Annotated in this window: 20 protein-coding genes; 8 read left to right on the top strand and 12 right to left on the bottom strand. The window is 59.0% G+C overall.

Annotated features, from left to right (window positions below):
* Positions 1-75: 75 nt before the first annotated feature.
* Positions 76-1,131 (bottom strand): aldo/keto reductase, encoded by a 1,056-nt coding sequence (locus HBJ59_RS22235; protein ID WP_167664779.1) that lies wholly within the window; start codon positions 1,129-1,131, stop codon positions 76-78.
* A 185-nt stretch (positions 1,132-1,316) separates the two neighbouring features.
* Here HBJ59_RS22235 and HBJ59_RS22230 point away from each other — a divergent pair, with 185 nt between their 5' ends.
* The 4 genes from HBJ59_RS22230 (at position 1,317) to HBJ59_RS22215 (ending at position 4,165) form a co-directional block, all read left to right on the top strand.
* Complete coding sequence (locus tag HBJ59_RS22230; protein WP_076014851.1) at positions 1,317-2,033, top strand: YafY family protein; 717 nt, start codon at positions 1,317-1,319, stop codon at positions 2,031-2,033.
* 51 nt (positions 2,034-2,084) lie between these two features.
* Positions 2,085-2,426, top strand: coding sequence for a nuclear transport factor 2 family protein (locus HBJ59_RS22225; protein WP_076014850.1), 342 nt, complete (start codon positions 2,085-2,087; stop codon positions 2,424-2,426).
* 22 nt (positions 2,427-2,448) lie between these two features.
* The gene (gene zapE / locus HBJ59_RS22220) at positions 2,449-3,582 is read left to right on the top strand and encodes a cell division protein ZapE (RefSeq protein WP_167664778.1); all 1,134 of its coding nucleotides are present in this window, start codon (positions 2,449-2,451) and stop codon (positions 3,580-3,582) included.
* 91 nt (positions 3,583-3,673) lie between these two features.
* Positions 3,674-4,165: a GNAT family N-acetyltransferase gene (locus HBJ59_RS22215; RefSeq protein WP_167664777.1), complete on the top strand. Its 492-nt coding sequence runs from the start codon at positions 3,674-3,676 to the stop codon at positions 4,163-4,165.
* Positions 4,166-4,262: 97 nt separating this feature from the next.
* Here the strand turns inward: HBJ59_RS22215 and HBJ59_RS22210 are convergent, their stop codons facing one another.
* The 4 genes from HBJ59_RS22210 to HBJ59_RS22195 form a co-directional block, all read right to left on the bottom strand.
* Positions 4,263-4,478, bottom strand: a complete 216-nt coding sequence (locus tag HBJ59_RS22210) for a hypothetical protein (protein ID WP_076014847.1) — start codon at positions 4,476-4,478, stop codon at positions 4,263-4,265.
* Between the two features lie 151 nt (positions 4,479-4,629).
* Positions 4,630-6,879, bottom strand: coding sequence for a TonB-dependent siderophore receptor (locus HBJ59_RS22205; protein WP_167664776.1), 2,250 nt, complete (start codon positions 6,877-6,879; stop codon positions 4,630-4,632).
* 155 nt (positions 6,880-7,034) lie between these two features.
* On the bottom strand, positions 7,035-8,777 hold the full coding sequence (locus HBJ59_RS22200; RefSeq protein ID WP_167664775.1) for a phosphoethanolamine transferase CptA: 1,743 nt from the start codon (positions 8,775-8,777) through the stop codon (positions 7,035-7,037).
* 155 nt (positions 8,778-8,932) lie between these two features.
* Complete coding sequence (locus HBJ59_RS22195; RefSeq protein ID WP_159442632.1) at positions 8,933-9,109, bottom strand: DUF6026 family protein; 177 nt, start codon at positions 9,107-9,109, stop codon at positions 8,933-8,935.
* Positions 9,110-9,353: 244 nt separating this feature from the next.
* On the opposite strand from HBJ59_RS22195, the gene gnd reads away from it, so the two are divergent.
* Genes gnd through HBJ59_RS22180 form a run of 3 tightly spaced genes read left to right on the top strand, consistent with a single transcriptional unit; the run spans position 9,354 to position 12,702 of the window.
* A complete protein-coding gene (gnd, locus tag HBJ59_RS22190; RefSeq protein ID WP_318302832.1) occupies positions 9,354-10,361 on the top strand; it encodes a phosphogluconate dehydrogenase (NAD(+)-dependent, decarboxylating) in 1,008 nt (335 codons plus the stop codon).
* The gene (zwf, locus tag HBJ59_RS22185; RefSeq protein WP_167664773.1) at positions 10,358-11,881 is read left to right on the top strand and encodes a glucose-6-phosphate dehydrogenase; all 1,524 of its coding nucleotides are present in this window, start codon (positions 10,358-10,360) and stop codon (positions 11,879-11,881) included. Before gnd ends, zwf begins: the two co-directional genes overlap by 4 nt.
* Complete coding sequence (locus HBJ59_RS22180) at positions 11,878-12,702, top strand: HAD family hydrolase (RefSeq protein WP_076014842.1); 825 nt, start codon at positions 11,878-11,880, stop codon at positions 12,700-12,702. The genes zwf and HBJ59_RS22180 overlap by 4 nt, the downstream gene beginning before the upstream one ends.
* Before the next feature lie 137 nt (positions 12,703-12,839).
* Here the strand turns inward: HBJ59_RS22180 and HBJ59_RS22175 are convergent, their stop codons facing one another.
* Positions 12,840-13,100 carry a hypothetical protein gene (locus HBJ59_RS22175; protein WP_063029505.1) on the bottom strand — a complete coding sequence of 87 codons (261 nt, stop codon included), beginning with the start codon at positions 13,098-13,100 and terminating at the stop codon, positions 12,840-12,842.
* A 342-nt stretch (positions 13,101-13,442) separates the two neighbouring features.
* Here HBJ59_RS22175 and HBJ59_RS22170 point away from each other — a divergent pair, with 342 nt between their 5' ends.
* Entirely contained in the window at positions 13,443-14,771 is a 1,329-nt protein-coding gene (locus HBJ59_RS22170; protein WP_167664772.1) for a sigma-54 dependent transcriptional regulator, read from the top strand.
* 167 nt (positions 14,772-14,938) lie between these two features.
* Here the strand turns inward: HBJ59_RS22170 and HBJ59_RS22165 are convergent, their stop codons facing one another.
* From HBJ59_RS22165 to HBJ59_RS22140, 6 genes are all read right to left on the bottom strand, one after another.
* Positions 14,939-16,252 (bottom strand): transporter, encoded by a 1,314-nt coding sequence (locus HBJ59_RS22165; protein WP_076014840.1) that lies wholly within the window; start codon positions 16,250-16,252, stop codon positions 14,939-14,941.
* A 49-nt stretch (positions 16,253-16,301) separates the two neighbouring features.
* Entirely contained in the window at positions 16,302-17,048 is a 747-nt protein-coding gene (locus HBJ59_RS22160) for a hypothetical protein (protein WP_167664771.1), read from the bottom strand.
* Positions 17,049-17,085: 37 nt separating this feature from the next.
* Complete coding sequence (locus HBJ59_RS22155; protein WP_076014838.1) at positions 17,086-17,766, bottom strand: C39 family peptidase; 681 nt, start codon at positions 17,764-17,766, stop codon at positions 17,086-17,088.
* A 62-nt stretch (positions 17,767-17,828) separates the two neighbouring features.
* On the bottom strand, positions 17,829-18,584 hold the full coding sequence (locus HBJ59_RS22150; protein ID WP_076014837.1) for a hypothetical protein: 756 nt from the start codon (positions 18,582-18,584) through the stop codon (positions 17,829-17,831).
* Positions 18,585-18,656: 72 nt separating this feature from the next.
* Positions 18,657-19,205 carry an adhesin gene (locus HBJ59_RS22145; protein ID WP_076014836.1) on the bottom strand — a complete coding sequence of 183 codons (549 nt, stop codon included), beginning with the start codon at positions 19,203-19,205 and terminating at the stop codon, positions 18,657-18,659.
* Positions 19,205-19,663, bottom strand: a complete 459-nt coding sequence (locus HBJ59_RS22140; RefSeq protein WP_076014835.1) for a hypothetical protein — start codon at positions 19,661-19,663, stop codon at positions 19,205-19,207. Before HBJ59_RS22140 ends, HBJ59_RS22145 begins: the two co-directional genes overlap by 1 nt.
* Between the last annotated feature and the right edge of the window lie 186 nt (positions 19,664-19,849).

Raw genomic sequence — 19,849 nt, 5'->3', positions numbered from 1 at the left:
GAGTGCGCAGCGCTCCCAAGATTTTGGGGCCGCTACGCAGCCCAGCGGGAGCAAGCTCCCTCGCCACAACGGGTCTTAGATAACCGGCGGCCAGCGCAGGTCTTGTGCATCATCGTCGGTATAGCGCGGGAAGCGCTCCGCGATCATCTCGTGGGGCACCCCCAGCGGTATCGCGCTGGCAGCGTCAAGACGGGCGACTTGCTCAGCCGAGAGTTGCACCGTCAGCGCGCCCAGGGTGCCATCCAGTTGCTCACGGGTACGTGGCCCCAGAATCGGAATCAGCGCGGTGGTGGATCGACGGGCTTTTTCCCGTAGCCACGCGATGGCAATGTGAGTCGGCGTGGCGTTCAGCTCACCGGCAACCGCCAACAAGGTGTCGAGCACTGCCGTTTCCCGTGCGCTTTTTTCAGCGTGGACCAGAATCCCCAACTTGCTGGCGCGGGAGTCCTCCTGGCTGTTGCGATACTTACCGGTGAGAAAACCACCACCCAGCGGTGACCACAACGTGGCAGCCAGGCCCAGCGCTTCGGCCATGGGCAGCAGCTCACGGTCGGCGGTGCGTTCGGCCAGGCTGTATTCGGTCTGGATCGCTACCAGCGGCGCAAAGCCGCGCACTTCGGCGAGCAGGTCGGCGCGGGCAATGCGCCAGGCAGGGAAGTTGGACAGCCCGGCGTAGTGGATCTTGCCAGCCCGCACCAGGTCATCAAAACCCCGCAGGATCTCTTCCATCGGCGTGACGTTGTCGCTGATATGCGCCCAGAACAGGTCGATGTGGTCGGTGTTCAGGCGTTTCAGGCTTTCTTCGACAGCACGCACCATGTTCTTGCGGTTATTGCCGAGCTTGAGGGTGCCTTCGTCTTGAGGCTGGGTGCGCAAGGTGTACTTGCTGGCGATCACCAGGCGGTCCCGTTCCGACGCAATAAACTCGCCGAGCAGTACTTCCGATTGGCCGAACTGGTAGCCGTTGGCGGTATCAAGGAAGTTGCCGCCGGCCTCCAGGTAACCGTCGTAAATCCGCTTGGACTCTTCGCGCTCGGCGCCGTGGCCCCAGCCTGTGCCAAAGTTGGCGGTACCCAAGGCCAGCTCCGAAACCCGCAGGCCGCTGCGACGGCCAAAGACTTTATTGCGCATACGAGAACTCCTGACGCTGTGGTTGATTTAAATGTTTTGCAACATCTATTAAATATGATGCGAGTCATATATTTCGTCAAGAGAGTTTTTTTGCCGTTGAAGGGAAGGGCGTCTGCTCCTGACACTTTCTGACAGAGGCCTCTGCTAAGCTTTCGCCACCTTCCCTTTTCCGAGTGTGATCAAACGTGTCGCGTACCACTCGTCTGCTGACCTTGTTGCAAGTCCTGCGGGGCAAAAAACGCCCGGTGACCGCCGCTGTGCTGGCGGCGGAACTGGAGATATCCGAACGCACGCTGTACCGCGACATCGCCGAATTGACCGCCTTGGGCGCACCGATCTTCGGCGAGGCGGGCGTGGGTTACGTGCTGCGTGCGGGTCTGTTCCTGCCGCCGCTGATGCTCAATGCGGACGAGACCGAGGCCATCGTGCTCGGCTTGCGGTATGTCGATCAGCGTGGTGATGACGTGCTGAGCCAGGCGGCGGCGAATGCCCTGGCGAAGATTGCTGATGTGCTTGATCCTGCGGCCCAGGAAGCCTTGCGCAATCCGACCTTGTTGCCCGGCCCGCCAGGATTTGGCTACCCGGAAAACCGCGTGCCGCTGAATGTGTTTCGCGAGGCGATTCGCGGCCAGGCCAAACTGCACATCGATTATGCCGATGCCAGCCAGACCGCCAGCCAGCGCCTGATCTGGCCCCTGGCCCTGGGCTTTCTCAACGAAGTGCGGGTGATCGTTGCGTGGTGCGAGTTGCGCGGGGCTTATCGCACCTTCCGCACCGACCGGGTAGCGGCTGCCAGCCTTCACGGCGAGCGTTATCCGGGACGTCGCAGCGACTGGTTGCGGGCCTGGCGCAAGCTGATGGAACAGAACGAATCCGGACCATTCACTCCTGACAAGAACTGACACAGCACTGCTTTAGCATGGCTCCATAAATCACCAACAAGGAGCTGTCTCATGTCTCAACTCACCCCCGAACTGGCCCCGGCGATCGCGACCTATATTGCCGCCGCGAATACCGGCGACACGTCCTTGGTGGCCGACTGTTTCGCCGCAGATGCCAACGTGTTCGATGAAGGCGAGCACCAGGTCGGTACCGCCGCCATCGCCCGCTGGATGGAAGACACCGGGCGCCGCTACCAGCCCAAGGTCCAGGTGCTGAATGTGCAGCACCGCACCGGCAAGGTGTTGGTCAGCAACCTGATCACCGGCAGCTTTCCCGGCAGCCCGCTGGAGCTGCGTTATACCTTCCGCCTCAATGAGCAGGGCAAGATTTCCCGATTGGATATTTCCCTGTAGCCGTCATGGCATACTGCCGGGCATGACTTTCGACTCGCCACTCGCCGCCTACCAGCACGCCATCACCGAACAGGGTTTCGTCCCCGACGACGCCCAGCGTGAGGCGGTGCAAGCCCTGCAAGATTGCCATCAAGCCCTGCACCACGGGCATGCGCCCATCACCGGGGTGTACCTGTGGGGCCCGGTCGGGCGGGGCAAGACCTGGCTGATGGACCAGTTTTACCAAAGCTTGCGAGTGCCTGCCCGACGCCAGCATTTCCATCACTTCATGGGCTGGGTGCACCAGCGCTCGTTCCAACTGACGGGCACCCACGACCCCTTGCAGGCCTTGGCCCGTGAACTGAGCCGGGAAGTGCGGGTGCTGTGTTTTGATGAGCTGTTCGTCAATGACATTGGTGACGCGATCATTCTCGGCCGGCTGTTCCAGGTGATGTTCGAGGAAGGCGTGGTGATGGTCTGCACCTCCAATCAACCGCCAGATCAACTGTATGCCGATGGTTTTAACCGTGATCGCTTCCTGCCGGGGATCGAGGCCATCAAGCAGCATATGCGAGTGGTTGCGGTGGATGGCGGGGAAGATCATCGCCTGCATCCGGGCACCACGCTGCAGCGTTACTGGGTCGATCAGCCTGAAGCGCTGGCCGGGGTATTTCGCCAGTTGAGCGAAGGGCAGGCGGTGAGCAGTGGCCCGGTCGCGGTCGGGTACCGTTCCGTCGTGGCCGTGCAGTCCAGTGAAACAGTGCTGTGGTGCCGCTATGCCGATCTGTGCGAACAGCCGCTGGCCGCCATGGACTTCATGCTGTTGTGTGATCGGTTCAAGGCCATTTTGTTGGGTGAGGTCCCCAACCTCAGCGCGCAAAAGCGTCCTGGACGAATCGCACGCGGTACGGAAGACGCCGCCCAACGAGTGGAAGCGGGTGATCGCGAGTTGCCGGAACTGTCCGTGCATGACGACAGCGTCCGGCGGTTCATTGCCTTGGTGGACGAGTGCTACGACCGCAAGGTGCCGCTGTACATTGAGGCCAGGGTTCCATTGGAAAGCCTCTACACCGAGGGTTACCTGGAGTTCCCATTCCGCCGCTCCCTGAGCCGTTTGCAGGAGATGCAGTTGACGCGATTCGGCGATCCAGGCGTAATTTCACGCGGGCAAATGTAGTTAATCTCCTTCATCTAATGCCCACTCCACGCTTACAATCGAGCCCTTTTACGGGGACCGAGTCCCTGTTGCACCGTTAACGAGGAAGGAAATGGACACCCCAGACATCCTGGTGCTGCAAGCCAGCTACACCAATCCGGTACACGCCGAGGCCATTGGCCTGGTGCTCAATCATTATGCAGAAGACCCCATGGGCGGTGGCCAAAGCCTGCCGGCCGACCGTTTGCAGCAATTGCCAGCGGAGCTGGCCAAGCGTGCTCATGCGTTCAGTGTGCTGGCATTTGTCGGCGGTACGCCGGCGGGTCTGGTGAATTGCTTTGAAGGGTTTTCCACCTTTGCCTGCCGCCCGCTGGTCAATGTCCACGACGTGGTGGTGATGGATAAATTCCGCGGCCTGGGCTTGAGCCAGAAGATGTTGCAAAAGGTCGAGGAAATCGCTCGCCAGCGCGGCTGCTGCAAGATCACCCTCGAGGTGCTTGAAGGCAATGGCGTCGCACAGTCGGCGTATCGCAAGTTTGGTTTCGAAGATGCAGTATTTGATCCGGAGCATGGCCGGATGCTGTTTTGGAGTAAGCCGCTTTAATTAATGTTTATTTAATTAACACAAAAAAGGCGCCAGCAAGTGGCGCCAAATAAACCTTAGCTATCAGAGCGGAATAGCGCAGGGTATCGCGGGTAAATCAGGTGTTAGGTGTAGTGGTAGTTTGATCGGCAGTGGCGGGCTTTGCAGTCTTGCCGTCAGCCATTGCTGTTTGCTGGGCAGCGCCGTGAGTTTGTTCCTGAACGAAGGTGAAGTTGTTGTAGAACTCCTTCGAACGCTCTGAACCGCCTTCTGCGAAGGCTGCTACGGAGGTCATGGTCATCAGGCCGGCAAGGATAACAGTCGAAATTTTCATGGCAGTGTCTCATTAAGTGTGTTGGGTTCCGCGCGTTGTGGTCAGCGGCGGGATGGGGAGACTGTGGGCCAATGATATTAAGTAAGGGTTAACCTGGTGCTGACCGAAAGTTAACGATTTCGTTAACTTCCAATCTTTCGCAGCGATGAATTCAGAGCTTCCAGTCCAGTGCAAGGCTGATGGAGCGCGGGTCTCCCCAATACACGCCGTTATAAAAGCCGACACGCTCGTAATATTTTTTATCAAATAGGTTGTTGATATTAAGTGACGCCGACAAGTGGTCATCGAACTCATAGCGAGACATCAGGTTGACCACTGTATAGGCCTGCTGAGTGATTCGGGTCTGCTCCCTGATCAACGTTCCACTGGAGTCTCTGCCTACGGGGCGATTGGCAACGTCGTAGAAATCACTCTGCCAATTCACCGCGCCGCCGACGGTCAGCGCATGCCATTCGCCGGGCAGGCGATAGGCCGTGGACACCCGCAGCAGGTTCAGTGGCAGATTGGTGTTATTGCGCTGCTTGTCGCCGTTCAGGGAGTGGGTGTAGGTGTAGCCTGCGGTCAGGTTCCAGTCGGGGCGCACCTCTCCGGAAACCTCTACCTCGAAGCCCTGCACTTTGTTGCCTTTGCCGCCGGACGTGTAGAACTGCTCGCCGGTCTCTGGATCCGGTGGGGTCGAACTGTCCAGTTCCGCGACGTTGTCCTGCTTGCTCCAGAAATACGCGGCCGCCAGGTTCAGGCGCTCATCCAGCAGGCTGCCCTTGATGCCCACTTCATAGTTGCTGCCCACCACCGGCTCCAGGTATTGCTTGCCGGCGTCACGCTGCTCTTGCGGGTTGAAAATATCGGTGTAGCTGGCGTAGACGGTGTACTCCGGGGTCAAGTCGTAGAGAAGGCCGGCGTAGGGCGTCAACATGTCGTTGTGGGTCTGGCTGGATTTTGAGGTGCCGAGAAACTGGTCGGTGTCTTTATCGTAGTCGTATGTGGTGCTCTCGATCTCCCAACTGCCATAACGACTGCCCACTATGGCATGCAGGCGCTCGGTCAGGTTCAGGCGGGTGGCCAGGTAGCCGGCCTTTTGGCGGGTGCTGCCTTGCGAGCCCTTGAGGCCGGTATTGGAGTCGGGGAATTTGCCGATCCCGCCCATGTGTTTCCAGTCGTCGATACTGGTGTAATTCTTCGGCACCGGACCGTCGCGCAGGTGTGGCGAAGCATCGCGCTGCTCGGATTCGCCATACCCCACCATCAATTCATGCTCACGCCCCAACAGGGAATAGGAGCCGGACAGGTTCAAGTCGACCACGTCCATTTTTGAAGTGCCGATCATATGGCTGGTCCAGGCCGTCATGCCGCTGCGGTCGGCATTGGGAAAGCCTGAGCCGCCGTAGTAGACCTTGCCGTCCGTGTCGCTTTCGCGGTGGGTGTAGGCAGCCTTCAAATGCCAGTCACCGGCCAGCCGGTGGTCGAGGGTGGCGAAGGTGGTTTCGTCTTTCAGCGGCCAGGAACTCCACTTGGCCGCGATGTTGGCGGAGCGGGGCAGCTTGGCTTTACTGCCGTCACTGTTCCAGTAGGGCAAGGTGCCCCACGCGGTACCCTGCACGTGCTTGTTCTGGTAATCGAAGCCCACCGCCAGCACCGTGTCGTCGGTCAGGTCGCCTTCGAGGATGCCGTAGCCGACTTCCCGTTGCAGCGCGTAGTTGTCGCGATAGGACTGGGTGTCACGGTAGGCGAGCACCGTACGGCCCCGCAGGCGCCCATCAAACGCCAAGGGGCCGCCAACATCCAGGTAGCTGTAGTAATTGTCATCGGAGCCGCCACTGATGCCCGTCTTTGCCTGCCACTGGGCGGTGGGGCGTTTGCGCACCATGTTGACGGTGGCCGAAGGGTCGCCTGCACCGGTGGTCAGGCCGGTGGCGCCGCGTACCACTTCGATCCGGTCGTAAATAATGGTGTCGGCATCCGACTTCATGCGCCCGAAGGTGTTGAGCATGCCGTCAATCTGGAAGTTGCTGATGCCGTAGCCGCGTGAAGAGTAGCCAACCCGGTCGGAGTCCAGGTGTTGCACCACCACGCCAGTGGTCTGGCGCATGGCTTCGGTGAGGGTATTGAGATTGAAATCGTCCATCTGCTGGCGGGTGATCACCGAGACCGACTGCGGCGTTTCCTTGATGGACAGGTTCAACTTGGTGGCGGTGCTCATCGAGCCTGTGGTGTAGGCACCAGTGTGTTCGGTGTTGGCGCCCAGGCCCTCGGCGGTGATGCTGGTGCTGCCCAGCTCAAGGGCATTGGCCGGCGTGTGCGATTCCTTTTCAGGATCGTTTTCAGCCAGCAGCTCCGGGCTCAGCACCACGCTGAAAAGGCCCAGGGTCAAGGTCATGGAACGGGTAAAAGGCGCGAACATCGCGGCGAACTCCTTGTCGTCTATGAAAAATGCCATTGGCTCAAAGACGAAAGGAGGCGGGGAACTTTAGCGCTAAACGAGAATAATTATTATCTTGGTGTTGCTGCCAAGTCGGGTTTCACCGCATTGCGCAGGTGAAACCCGGGTTATGGGACCTACTTGATGACCACATCAGTCGAGTCGGTTTTCTTCGGCTTGATCAGGCTGAAGTCAATCAGGGGCTTTTGCTGGCGTTCGTAAGGATTGCCAATCAGCAGCGGCCGCGGCTTGAAGCTGTCACTGACCAGGCTCTTGCTGTGGTCCAGTTCATCAAAACTCAACCCCGCCATGTCGGCCCAGGTATGGATCAACTGCGAGCTGCTGTAGGGCCGCTGCAAATCACCACCAAAGCTCCAGTCATGACTTTCACGCCACTTGGGCGACGCGTAGGCCATGAACGGAATGGTGTACATCGGCGCCGTTGGCTTGCCTTCGTTACGGCCCAGGGTGCTGTGGCCGGCCGAATCGAATACGTCTTCACCGTGGTCGGAGAGGTACAGCAGGAAGCCGTTCGGGTCAGTCTTGGCGTAGTCCTTGATCAGGCTCGACACCACGAAATCGTTGTACAGCACCGCGTTGTCGTAGCTGTTGTAGGTCGGCAACTGTGCGTCGCTGATCCCGGCAGGCACACCCTGGCGATCGGTGAACTTGTCGAAGGTCGGCGGGTAGCGGTACTGGTAGCTCATGTGGGTGCCCAGCAGGTGCACCACGATAAATTTGCGCTCGGCGGTGTCGGACATCGCCTTGGCAAACGGCTCCAGTACGTCGCCGTCGTACTGGCGGGCGTTCTGGTTGCGGTTGTTGTTGAGGTACACCTGCTCGTCGGCCTGTTCGGAAAAGGTCGTGAGCATGGTGTTGCGCTTGGTCATGGTCTGCTGGTTGGTGATCCAGAAGGTCTTGTAGCCGGCCTGCTTCATCACGCTGACGATGGACGGCGTCTTGAGGTACAGGTCCGGGTTTTCTTCGTCGGCGAAGGTCAGCACCTGTTGCAGCGCTTCGATGGTGTAGGGGCGCGGGGTGATGACGTTGTCGAACACCGCCAGTTGGTCCCGCAGCTTGTCCAGTTCCGGCGTGGTGTTGCGCGGGTAGCCATACAGGCTCATGCGCTGGCGGTTGGTGGACTCGCCGATCACCAGAACCAGGGTCGACGGCTGGCCGGCCATGCTGTCCTTGAGGTTGGTCAGGGGCGGGATCTTGCTGGCGCTGGTCAGCATGCCTTGCATGTTGTCCAGTTGTTCGGTGTAGCGGCGGTAGGCGACGATCATCTGCCACGGCACGGCCGGCTCGATGCGGGTTTCAAAGCGGTCGATGGCCAGTTCCATGGTCTCGCTCTTGGCGATCTGCTTGACCAGCGGGTAACCGACGATGGCAATCACGATTGCCGCAGCCGCCAGCATGGCTTGGCCACGCGGCAGGTAAACCGGGCGTACGCGAGTCCACAGGAATACGGCCATGGCCGTGTGGGCAATGAACGCCAGCACGATCCACCAGGCAAAGTACTGGGTGGCGTACTCGCCGGCTTCAGAGATGTTCGACTCGAACATGATGAAGATGACGCTTTGGGAGAATTCCTGCTGGTAGATGAAGAAGTAACCCAGGCTGGCCATGGAGCAGGCCCACAGCACCACACCAATCAACCCTGCCACCAGGCGCGCGCGACGCGGGAACAGCAGCATCGGCGCCAACCACAGGGCGCTCATGAAAAATGCCTGGCGGAAACCGCTGAAGCCGGAGGTGCCGGTCAGCTGGATCAGCAGTTGGGTGATACCCGAGAAATACCAGAAAAACAGGAACATCCAGCCGAGGCCGGCCCAATCAAAACCTTTCGCAGACGTAGTGCTGCGTTTGAACATCGCCATCCAGCGCTCCAACCCGATAATTTTTCAGTGTCGACGCGCACGGACGCGCGCAACAGAGGGCCTGCGCACGTGGCGCGGCCCTATTCGGCGGGAGTATCGGGATGAGGATGTGAAAACTTCGTGAGTTATTCCTGAACGGTTCGTTCAGCTCACGTTCAGCAAAGTGCGGGCTGGGTGCCGGACGGTTGATTGAGCTGACCCTGCAAGTGCAAACGCAGGCGCATGACTTCCTGTTGCAATTGGTCGCGTTCGTCTTTCAACTGGCGCAATTCATCACGGCGAATGGTGACGTAGAGGGTCTGTGGCGGACGGGTCATGTGTGCAGTGCTCATTGCTTACCTCGCAAATAGCCGGTGTATCGCGGTGCCAGAGCGCTTGATTCGAGGCTCTCGGCAACAGTCGGCGCAATTCTGAATTCTTTTTTAAGCGAAGGGAACTTTTTTATTTTTGATGGTCGCTGTGACTTTTTCCCCACTGAAGGCTAAAGGATGGCCACTTTTTGTCATGAAACTATGCCAATCCGCTCTGGACTAACCCTCATTAGCCTCATTGCGCTATAAACTGTGACACACATTTATTCGTAGTAAGGAGCATCAGCACATGCAACTGGGGATTATTGGACTAGGCCGCATGGGTGGCAACATTGCGCGACGCCTGATGCTCAATGGGCATACCACCGTGGTTTACGACCGCAATGAAGCATTCGTAAAAGGTTTGGCAGGCGAGGGCGCCACCGGCGTTGCCGACCTGGCGGGCCTGGTGGCCGGGCTGCAGAAGCCCCGGGCGATCTGGGTGATGCTGCCGGCAGGCGACCCGACCGAAAACACCATTGAAGAATTGAGCCAGCTGCTGGAAGACGGTGATGTGATCATCGACGGCGGCAACACCTTCTATAAGGATGACATCCGCCGGGCCAAGGCCCTGTCGGAAAAAGGCCTGCACTATGTCGACGTCGGCACCTCCGGCGGCGTCTGGGGCCTGGAGCGCGGCTACTGCATGATGATCGGCGGCGACGCCGAGACCGTTAAGCTTCTGGACCCGATCTTCGAAAGCCTGGCGCCGGGCATCGGTAACATCCCGCGCACGAAAGACCGTTCTGCTGCAGCTGACAGCCGTGCCGAGCGTGGCTATATCCACGCGGGGCCTGCCGGCTCGGGGCACTTCGTCAAGATGATCCACAACGGCATCGAGTACGGGATGATGCAGGCCTTCGCTGAAGGTTTCGACATCCTCAAGACCAAGAATTCGGAGAGCCTGCCGGAAGACCAGCGCTTCGATCTTAACGTCGCCGACATCGCCGAAGTCTGGCGTCGTGGCAGTGTGGTTTCGTCCTGGCTACTGGACCTGACCGCCGACGCCCTGGCCACCGATCCGAAGCTCGACGGTTATTCCGGCTCGGTTGCCGACAGTGGCGAAGGCCGCTGGACCATCGAAGCCGCCATGGAGCAATCGGTACCGGTACCCGTGCTGTCCAACTCGCTGTTTGCCCGCTTCCGCTCCCGCCAGCAAAGCACCTACGGTGACAAAATGCTTTCTGCCATGCGCTTCGGCTTTGGCGGCCATGTGGAGACTCCCAAAAAATGACCGCCAACGGCAAGAAACCCAAGGCCGAACCCGCTCCGCCCACCACCCTGTTTCTGTTTGGTGCCCACGGTGACCTGGTCAAGCGTCTGCTGATGCCGGCGCTGTACAACCTCAGTCGCGATGGGCTGCTGGGCAATGGCTTGCGCATTGTGGGCGTTGATCACAACGCCATCAGCGACGCCGATTTCGCCAAGAAACTCGAGGACTTCATTCGCACCGAGGCCGCCAGCAAGGTCAAGGGCAAGGGTGATGACGCCCTTGACCCGCAATTGTGGGCTCAGTTGGCCGAGGGCATCAGCTACGTCGAGGGCGACTTCCTTGACGACGGCACCTACGCCGACATCGCCAAGAAGATCGCTGACAGTGGCACCGGTAACGCGGTGTTCTACCTCGCCACCGCGCCGCGTTTCTTTGCCGAAGTGGTGCAGCGTCTCGGCGCTGCCGGCCTGCTGGAAGAAACCCCGGAGGCGTTCCGCCGGGTGGTGATCGAAAAGCCTTTTGGCTCGGACCTCGCCACTGCCGAAGCGCTGAACGCCTGCCTGCTCAAAGTGATGAGCGAGAAGCAGATCTATCGCATCGACCATTACCTGGGCAAGGAAACCGTCCAGAACATCCTTATCAGCCGTTTCTCCAACGTGCTGTTCGAGGCGTTCTGGAACAACCACTACATCGACCACGTGCAAATCACCGCCGCCGAAACCGTCGGCGTGGAAACCCGTGGCAGCTTCTTCGAACACACCGGCACGCTGCGGGATATGGTGCCCAATCACCTGTTTCAGTTGCTGGCGATGGTCGCCATGGAACCGCCAGCCGCCTTTGGCGCCGATGCGGTGCGGGGCGAGAAGGCCAAGGTGATTGGGGCCATACGGCCCTGGTCGCTGGAAGACGCACGGGCCAACTCGGTGCGCGGCCAGTACACCGCCGGTGAAGTCGCCGGCAAGCAACTGCCGGGTTACCGCGAAGAGGCCAACGTTGCGCCCGACAGCAGCACCGAGACCTTCGTCGCCCTCAAGGTGATGATCGACAACTGGCGCTGGGTCGGCGTGCCGTTTTACCTGCGCACCGGCAAGCGCATGAGCATCCGCGACACCGAGATCATCATCTGCTTCAAGCCGGCGCCATACGCGCAGTTCCGTGATACCGAGGTCGATGAACTCAAGCCGACGTACCTGAAGATCCAGATCCAGCCGAACGAAGGCATGTGGTTCGACCTGCTGGCGAAAAAGCCCGGGCCGACCCTCGACATGGCCAATGTGGAGCTGGGGTTTGCCTACAAGGACTTCTTCGAGATGCAGCCGTCGACGGGTTACGAAACCCTGATCTACGACTGCATGACCGGCGACCAGACCTTGTTCCAGCGCGCCGACAACATCGAAAACGGCTGGCGTGCAGTGCAGCCGTTCCTCGATGCGTGGAAGCAGGATGACGGCATCCAGGCCTACAAGGCAGGCGAAGATGGTCCGGCGGCAGCCGATGCACTCTTGGCCCGCGATGGCCGTAGCTGGCACAGCCTCGGATGAGCGACTTGCCGAGTCAACCCATCCGCTTTGTGTTGAGTGATATGGACGGCACGTTGCTGCATCCGGATCACAGCCTCAGTCAACGCACCATTGATACGGTTCGCGCCTTGCGCGCGGCCGGGGTGTTTTTCAGCCTGGCCAGCGGGCGACCACCCAAGGCCATGATGCAGCAGGTCGAAGCACTCGGTATTGACGTACCGATTGCCGGCTTCAACGGCGGCACGCTGGTCAATCCCGACGGCAGTATTCTGGTGGCGCATCACTTGCCGGCAGAAGCGGCGCTGGTAGCGCTGGCATTGTTTACGCCGCAGCCAGACGTGGAAGTCTGGCTGTTTGCCGACGGTGACTGGCTGCGTCGCGATCCCGGCGGGCCGATGGCGGTTCGCGAGGAACATGGCCTGGGTTATGGGGCAATCGTCGTGGAGAGTTTCGAGCCGTTCCTGGATCGGGTCGACAAGATTGTTGCGGCCAGTACCAATACCCAACTGCTGATCGAACTGGAAGCGCAGTTGCAGCCGAGGGTCGAGGGTTTGGCTCAGGTGTCCCGCTCGCAGCCAGTGTTCCTGGATGTGACCGCCATGAAGGCCAACAAGGGCGAAGCCTTGAAGACCCTGGCTGCGCACCTGGGTGTGCCACTGGAACAGACCGCCGCCATCGGCGATGGCGGCAACGACCCGGCGATGTTTCACGTGGCAGGGTTGTCGATTGCCATGGGCCAGGCCGAAGAAGTGGTCAAGCGCCAGGCCAGCGTCGTGACCGGCAGTAATGTCGACGATGGTGCGGCGGAAGCCATTGAGCGATTTATTCTCTCGGCCGATTGATTGGCAACCACACTAATAAGTAGTCAGCTATGCAAAGTTGCAACTTGCATCGCTGACTACCCACTCGTGTTAGTGCGGGTCAATATACTGCGCCGTCAAACGGCACACTTTCTGGTGCCGCCTCACGCGAGTTTCAGTTATTTGGGCATTGCCCAGGATTGCAACTGATAGCCATCTTTATCGAGTTCAGCGCGGGCCTGCAACAGCAAGTCCTCGAGCTGTGCCGGGTCGGAATAAGTGCTGGAAGACAGCTGCTTGCTACCGATACGGGTATTGGTGCGGTCGATGACGCTCAGGCTCAGGGCGCCGTTGCCATCGTGCCAGGCCACACATTGAAAGGGCTGGAAAGCACGGTCTGCGATCAAAAGAGCTTCGTTGATGCGGAGCGGGGCGTTCATGGGGTCTTCTCTCTAAATGCCCATTCAAGTGAAGCCGTTGGTTGGGCGTGCCTAACGACTGGTTACTTGTACTGATGCACGATCACCGGGTACAGGTCACATGTTAGAAGAAGATTTTTTAACTTTCCCTGATTAAAGTCATGTAAGGGGCTATGTTGAAAGCCTCATGAAAGTTATGCCGCGACAATTGACCGCACTCGACTGGAGGAAAAGGGCAGGTTTGTGCGCGGCTTATAACGAATGGGTACAAAGGCCGCGTCAAAATCTTGCTAGTGTTGCCAACAGGGTTTCCAAATAACTGTTTTTAAATAACTTTAACGATTTTGACGCCAAGGAATAGTCATGATTGTTGCACCTGCTCCGCGCCGTCTGCTTGTGGTCGATCCCTGTGATGACTGCCACGGGCTATTACCGGGTTTGCGTACGGCGGGGTGGGATGTGGACAGCTGTGCCCTCGAGTCGGTGGGTGAGCGCTCCTGCGATGTTGGATTGCTGCGCCTGCAGCCGTTTCATCTGGAGCGGCCCGAAGCGGTCAAGGAACTGATCAGCCGTAGCGGCACCGAGTGGATTGCCGTGCTTAACCAGGAAGTGCTGCGCCTGCAGAATGTCGGCGATTTTGTCTGCGAGTGGTTCTTCGACTTCCATACCTTGCCGTTCGATGTGTCCCGGGTGCAGGTCACCCTCGGCCGTGCCTTTGGCATGGCGCGCCTGCGGGGCAAGGGCAACAACGCGCCTGCCGGCCAGCCTGAACATGAGTTGCTGGGCGACAGCCGCCCGATTCGCGAACTGCGCAAACTGCTGGCCAAGTTGGCGCCGACGGAATCCCCGGTGTTGATTCGTGGCGACAGCGGCACCGGCAAGGAGCTGGTCGCCCGCACCCTGCATCGCCAATCCCAGCGCCACGCCAAGCCGTTTGTGGCGATCAATTGCGGGGCGATCCCTGAACACCTGATCCAGTCCGAATTGTTTGGGCATGAGAAGGGCGCCTTTACCGGCGCCCATCAGCGCAAGATCGGGCGGATTGAGGCGGCGCATGGCGGTACGTTGTTTCTCGATGAAATCGGCGACTTGCCCATGGAGCTGCAAGCCAACCTGCTGCGTTTTCTCCAGGAAAAACAGATCGAGCGCGTCGGCGGCAGCCAACCGATTCCGGTGGACGTGCGCGTATTGGCGGCCACCCACGTCGACCTGGAAGCCGCGGTTGCAAAGGGTACCTTCCGGGAAGACTTGTACTACCGGCTCAACGTCCTGCAAGTGGTGACTGCGCCGTTGCGCGAGCGTCATGGTGACGTGGCGATGTTGGCCAACCATTTTTCACACTTCTACAGCCAGGAAACCGGCCGGCGCCCCCGCAGCTTCAGTGAAGACGCGTTGGTAGCCATGGGCGAGCACGGTTGGCCGGGCAATGTGCGGGAGTTGGCGAACCGCGTGCGGCGTGGCCTGGTACTGGCTGAAGGGCGGCAAATCGAAGCCGTTGATCTGGGACTGCAAGGCCAGCAGGCAATCGCGCTGCCGATGGCTACACTGGAGGATTACAAACACCGTGCCGAACGTCAGGCGCTGTGCGATGTGCTCAACCGGCACAGCGACAACCTGAGTGTCGCGGCCCGTGTGCTGGGAGTTTCCCGGCCGACGTTCTACCGGTTGCTGCACAAACACCAGATCCGCTAGGGCGGGTAAACCGAAAAGCCCCGCAACGACCCTTATCGTTGCGGGGCTTTTCCTTGTCTGTAGGAGCGAGCGTGCTCGCGAAATTCGTTAACGATAACGCGGGGTTTCTGGGGCCCCGCGTTGCTCTCGGGTTTTTCGCGAGCAAGCTCGCTCCTACAGTGTTCTGTTTAGAAGTAGTACGGGAATTTCAGGCTGAAGGTAAAGTCCGGCGCATCATCCGTCATACCGATGGCCAGGTTCGGCACGATCGTCAGGTTGTCGGTTGCCGCGATCGTCATGCCGACGTTGAAGTAGCCGGCGTTGGCGTCGCTGGAAACCACCGATTGCCAGTCGCCGCCATCGGGCTTTAGCTTGCTCTTGCGTTGGATCAAGTCGGAGACCGAAAACGACATACTCATTTTCTCGTTGAGCGCAAAGGCCACGCCAACGCCGATCTGGAAGCTGTCTCCCAGGCGCACTTTGCCGCCGACTTTTTCATTGACTGTGGAACTGATGTCGTCAAATGAGTCTTCGAAGTTGTGGGTGTAGGACAGCGACCCAAACAGCACCGCCGGGTCGAAAGTCTTGACCAGGGAGATGCCCGGCGTAATCGACCAGACGCCGTTGCCGGTGGGCAGGTTTTCCGGCACGTAAAGGTTGGTATTGTTAGGTGAACGTACCAACTTGATGCCAAACGGTTCTTTACCGGTAGGCGCCTTGACGCGCAGCGACACCACGGCATCCGGAAGGCTGGCCGTTTCGTCGAGGAATTTATAGGCCACGCCGAAGTTGACGTCGCCAATCGTCGGGTCACGACTGACCGACTCCTCTGACGTCGCCGTACCGGAACCGCCATTGGCACCACCGGACTGATAAGTCGATTCACGATAAACCACCGGTACGTTCACATCGAATTGCCAGCGGTTGTCGAGGTTGTAGCGCCCCGTTAAGTCCAGCGTCCAGTTGTCGGCCTTGATCCGGTCCAGGTTGATATTGCCCAGGAAGATCGAGTCCAGCGCCAGAAAACCGTTGAGGGTTAACTGACGGGCATCGTAACGAGCATAGGTAACACCGGTTTCAAAACTGAATTTTCCATCGCCGAAGAAGCCGCTCGCCTCGTTGTACAGGTTGCTCACACTCTGTGCCGGGGCCGAGTCGTCCTTGAGCGACTGCCCGTACGAGGCGCCGCCGCCTGCACCGCCCGAGGCGGCAGCTGCACCGACGCCGGGCGTGTTACCGGCCACCGTGGTGCCGCCTTTCTGGAAGTCTGCCGGGGATTTGGCCAGGCGTTTGGGGGGTGGGGCCGCCGGCTGGTCTTCAACCTGGCGTACCCGTTGTTCCAGCACCGCCAGTGCTTTTTGCTGCACTTCGTAGCGTTGCTTGAGTTCCAGTAATTCCTTTTTCAATGTGTCGATGTCGGTATCCGGCGCGGCATACAACATGGATGCGGGCAGGAGCGTGCTCAAGCAAATTACGGCACGTAACGATAGCGATCGATGCATGAAATAAGCCGTCCCTTTCTAATGCGCAAGTGTCGAGGCACAGCGTAGTTCAATAACCAAGGGTGCGTAGGCCTTTGAGTTGGTCCAGGTTGCAGTTCAGTACACCATTGTTCAAACCGTTGCTGCCCATGACCACGTTCAGTTGGGTCATGTTGTTAACGAAATTGCTGTTGCCCTGCAAAACGGTGCCCTGTAGCACATTGCCTCCGCCGATTTGCTGCACGGTATTCCCTTGGTTGTGATTGGCTTGGATAGCCATTTGCAGGCCGCCATTGGTGGCTGAGACGCTGACGTTGCCAGCTCCACTGGTACCCGTGACGGTACCGCCGGCCACCAGCACTTGCCCTGACTGCACAAGATTGGCCGGCGCCAGCCCATTTTCGTTGATGTTGATGCCGACGTTGTTGGTCGCCGTGTTGCCGTCGCCCGCAGCGCGCACGCTTTGAACCACGCCCTGGCCGGTGCCCAGTCCGGCGCCGCCAGTCACGGTGCCTGTGCCGGTGGTCTGACCGGTCCCGGTGCCCGTCCCGCCAGTGGTTTGTACATAGAATTGGGGGGTGATAGTGGATGAGTCGATCTGCATGCTGGCCTTGCCAGTGATCGAGTCGCCAACGGCGTTGGTCCAGGTGCTGCTCATCACGATGCCAAAGCTGATAATCCGCCCAGGCATCACATAGCGCCCGCGCAGTTCCGCCAATTCCGAATCCTTGACTTCAATCGGTTTAAATCCGGAGGAGGCATAAACAGGCATTGAGGCTACCAGGCACATGACCGTAAGCCAGCGGTAGGTGTTCATCTTTGGCTCCTGGAGCGTCCTGCTCCTTATTGCGCTTCTAGAAGAAGTCGCTCTGGATAAAACCGAAGTCCATCAGCTCTGCATCACCCACGGGCCTGAACTCATTCATTTTGTTTTTCGCCGTCAGGGGGGTGGGTGGGTCGAGCAGGATGTTGGTCTTGTCGTAGCCTTCACCGAGTACGGCGAAAACGATGCCGTTCCAGCCCTTGACGAAGTCGTCATGCGAATAGCGTTTATGCCCCAGCACCGGATCGCCGATATAGACCCAGTTCTTGTCCGCTCGCTGCATGACCACGAAGTGCTTGTAGCCGCGAATTTCCAGCAGTACCACGACGGGGATTTTCACGGTGACCAAGGTATCTGGCCCGATCTTGTAGCCCCGGGCACGCATGCCGATGCTTTCGAGGTAGCGCTTCATGTCCAGCATGGAGAAGCCTTGGGTACGTACCAAGTCCTGGTCAGCGTTGACCAGCATGCCTTTGATGATGTGTGCTTCGTCGACGTCCAGCCAATAGCCCTGACGCAGGATGGTTGCGAGTGCCGCAGCACCGCAGCTGAAATCGGTTTTCTGTTCCACCAGGTTGGCGAAGCGGCGCTCACGAATGCTCTCGACCTTTTTGAATATCACGCCACCGCCGGGCATGGCTGAAATTGCCATTTGCCCTGCCCAGGTCGGGCCGGTGAGCATTAACAAGAGGGTGAGCGTCACGAGGCGCATGATCGTCTGACCTGTTGGACACTGGAAATAGAAAAGGGCCTTGTCGCCAAGGCCCCGTTGCATCAGAAGCGAACGCCGCTGCCCGCTGCACATTGGGTGCAACCGCTGCCCAGTGTGAGGGTGTTGCTTTGTTGGTTGCCGGAACCTGCGGACACGTTGAGCCCGATGTTGCCGGAGCCGTTGTTGCCAGAGTTGTTCAGGCTGGCGTTGTTGCTGACATAGGTAGACTGGCCACCATAGCCATGGGTAGACGCGGCTGCGTTGAGGAAGTGGTTGTCCAACGATTGTTGCTCGGTGTTGGAAGCAGCGGCTACGTTGTTGCCGTCGGCAGTCACGATAGCCAGGTTGTTTTTCTGTTGGTTGCCTTGACCGGCTGCAACGTTGACGCCGGTGTTACCCGAGCTGTTGTTGGCCGAGTTGTTCAGAGACGCGTTGTTTTGCGTGCCTTTGTTGTCGAACTTGTTGTTTTGGCTTTCTTGATAGATGTCGGCGACGGCAAACACCGAAGCAGCATCATCGGCACTGCTGGTGATTGCAGCAGCATTGTCCTGCTGGTTGCCCGAGCCCGAAGCGGCGTTGGCGCCCAGGTTGCCGGAGTGGCCGTTAAGCGAGCCAGTGGCTGAGGCGTTGTTAGTGGTTTTAGTGTCGTCGAATTTGTTGTCTTTGCTGACTTGGGTATCCGTCACGACGGCAGCCACGGTGCCGGTCGCCACTGGGGTTGGGTGCCAGCCGCCGCCGCTACCACCTGCTTGTGCAGCAACAGCCATGAGCGCAGTCAGAGCGAAAACCAGTGGTTTAAGAGCCATTGTAGGTTTCATGGTGTATCTCCTTGCTTCTAATTAGTTGGTTAAGTGTTGGTACGGTCTAACTAACAAACACTGATCAAGCTGTTACTTGATAGTGATAGCCAGGGTGTTAGCCACTCGGTTCCCCACCCCCGCACTCTGGTTCACCTGTACCACTCCTCGGCTGCCGGTGAAGGCCTGGTCGCTGGTAACGACCTGGCGGCTGCCAGTGGTGGGGGTGAGCCCTGAGTCTGTTAACAGCGTCGTGTTCTGCTGCGACAAAACGCTGTCATCGATGCTTTGCGGACCCGGATTGATGCTGATCCGCACGGCATTGATCATCTGTGTATTGGCCCCGGCCGACTGGTTGACGCCCAGCACACCGTTGCCATTGCTGAAAGAGGAACCCTGGATCGCCGCGTTGGCGTTCAGGGAAGCATCGACTTTGCCATCGAGTTTCTGCACGAGTGAATCGTGGGCTTGTCCGCCGACGACGATGGCGCGACTGTTGATCTGCTGTTGCTGATTACCGGCAGACTGGTTGACCGAGGCGACGCCGCTGTATTGCTGGCCGCTGTTATCGATCGTTGCGTTGTTGTCGGCCATGGCCGATGTGCAACCCAGTGCGGCGATGATCAGCCAGGAGCGATTCATTACTGGCCCCCCATCATGCTGCCGATGTTGTTCAGCGGCGCCATGCCCCGCTGGATCGAACCATTGATCTGCCCGGCCATGCTGCTGCCACCACCGCCATGGCCGGCGGATGCGCCAGCTCCCAGGGTTGAGGTGCTTGCGCCCAGGCTGTTACTCAGGCCAGGAAGGTTGCCGCCGGGCATCATGGCGCGGGTGATACTGGAGCCGCTGCTGACCCCGGCGATGTCGAGGTCGCTGAGTTCGCCAGTCGTGGCGCTCAAAACTTGTTTGGAGGGGTTTGCATTGACAGTGCTGGGGTTGCGATCCGGGGCAAAGGAGGAGCGGCCAGCCATGTGGCCTTGTACGGTGCGACCAACCACGATGGTGCCGTCACCCGCGAGGGCCGAAAGACTCATGCTGGTGCTGAATACACAGCTGATCAGCAGTAGGCTCAGTGAGCCTGGATTGAGTGTTTTCACGGCAGCATTCCTTATTCTTTACGCTGACCCTAAACAGCGTTGTCAGGAAGAGAGCAGGAGCTGTGCCGCTTTTGAATTTATTAATAAATTCAAAGAGTTGGGAAGGATGAAAAAGAAAGGCAGGTGGAATGTGTTTCAACGGTGAGACAACAGGCCTGAGTTCAACTCACTCGGCAGCTGTCTCAG

Origin of the sequence: Pseudomonas sp. AN3A02, from assembly GCF_011765255.1 — a bacterium.
Taxonomy (GTDB): Bacteria; Pseudomonadota; Gammaproteobacteria; order Pseudomonadales; family Pseudomonadaceae; genus Aquipseudomonas.
This window is presented reverse-complemented; position numbering and strand designations above follow the sequence as displayed.

What these genes read in the sequence shown, in the direction of transcription:
- HBJ59_RS22235 (WP_167664779.1), bottom strand. Translation starts at nt 1,131, where the DNA reads ATGCGCAATAAAGTCTTTGGCCGTCGCAGCGGCCTGCGGGTTTCGGAG.
- HBJ59_RS22225 (WP_076014850.1), top strand. Translation starts at nt 2,085, where the DNA reads ATGTCTCAACTCACCCCCGAACTGGCCCCGGCGATCGCGACCTATATT.
- zapE (WP_167664778.1), top strand. Translation starts at nt 2,449, where the DNA reads ATGACTTTCGACTCGCCACTCGCCGCCTACCAGCACGCCATCACCGAA.
- HBJ59_RS22215 (WP_167664777.1), top strand. Translation starts at nt 3,674, where the DNA reads ATGGACACCCCAGACATCCTGGTGCTGCAAGCCAGCTACACCAATCCG.
- HBJ59_RS22210 (WP_076014847.1), bottom strand. Translation starts at nt 4,478, where the DNA reads ATGAAAATTTCGACTGTTATCCTTGCCGGCCTGATGACCATGACCTCC.
- HBJ59_RS22205 (WP_167664776.1), bottom strand. Translation starts at nt 6,879, where the DNA reads ATGTTCGCGCCTTTTACCCGTTCCATGACCTTGACCCTGGGCCTTTTC.
- HBJ59_RS22200 (WP_167664775.1), bottom strand. Translation starts at nt 8,777, where the DNA reads ATGGCGATGTTCAAACGCAGCACTACGTCTGCGAAAGGTTTTGATTGG.
- HBJ59_RS22195 (WP_159442632.1), bottom strand. Translation starts at nt 9,109, where the DNA reads ATGAGCACTGCACACATGACCCGTCCGCCACAGACCCTCTACGTCACC.
- zwf (WP_167664773.1), top strand. Translation starts at nt 10,358, where the DNA reads ATGACCGCCAACGGCAAGAAACCCAAGGCCGAACCCGCTCCGCCCACC.
- HBJ59_RS22180 (WP_076014842.1), top strand. Translation starts at nt 11,878, where the DNA reads ATGAGCGACTTGCCGAGTCAACCCATCCGCTTTGTGTTGAGTGATATG.
- HBJ59_RS22175 (WP_063029505.1), bottom strand. Translation starts at nt 13,100, where the DNA reads ATGAACGCCCCGCTCCGCATCAACGAAGCTCTTTTGATCGCAGACCGT.
- HBJ59_RS22170 (WP_167664772.1), top strand. Translation starts at nt 13,443, where the DNA reads ATGATTGTTGCACCTGCTCCGCGCCGTCTGCTTGTGGTCGATCCCTGT.
- HBJ59_RS22165 (WP_076014840.1), bottom strand. Translation starts at nt 16,252, where the DNA reads ATGCATCGATCGCTATCGTTACGTGCCGTAATTTGCTTGAGCACGCTC.
- HBJ59_RS22160 (WP_167664771.1), bottom strand. Translation starts at nt 17,048, where the DNA reads ATGAACACCTACCGCTGGCTTACGGTCATGTGCCTGGTAGCCTCAATG.
- HBJ59_RS22155 (WP_076014838.1), bottom strand. Translation starts at nt 17,766, where the DNA reads ATGCGCCTCGTGACGCTCACCCTCTTGTTAATGCTCACCGGCCCGACC.
- HBJ59_RS22150 (WP_076014837.1), bottom strand. Translation starts at nt 18,584, where the DNA reads ATGAAACCTACAATGGCTCTTAAACCACTGGTTTTCGCTCTGACTGCG.
- HBJ59_RS22145 (WP_076014836.1), bottom strand. Translation starts at nt 19,205, where the DNA reads ATGAATCGCTCCTGGCTGATCATCGCCGCACTGGGTTGCACATCGGCC.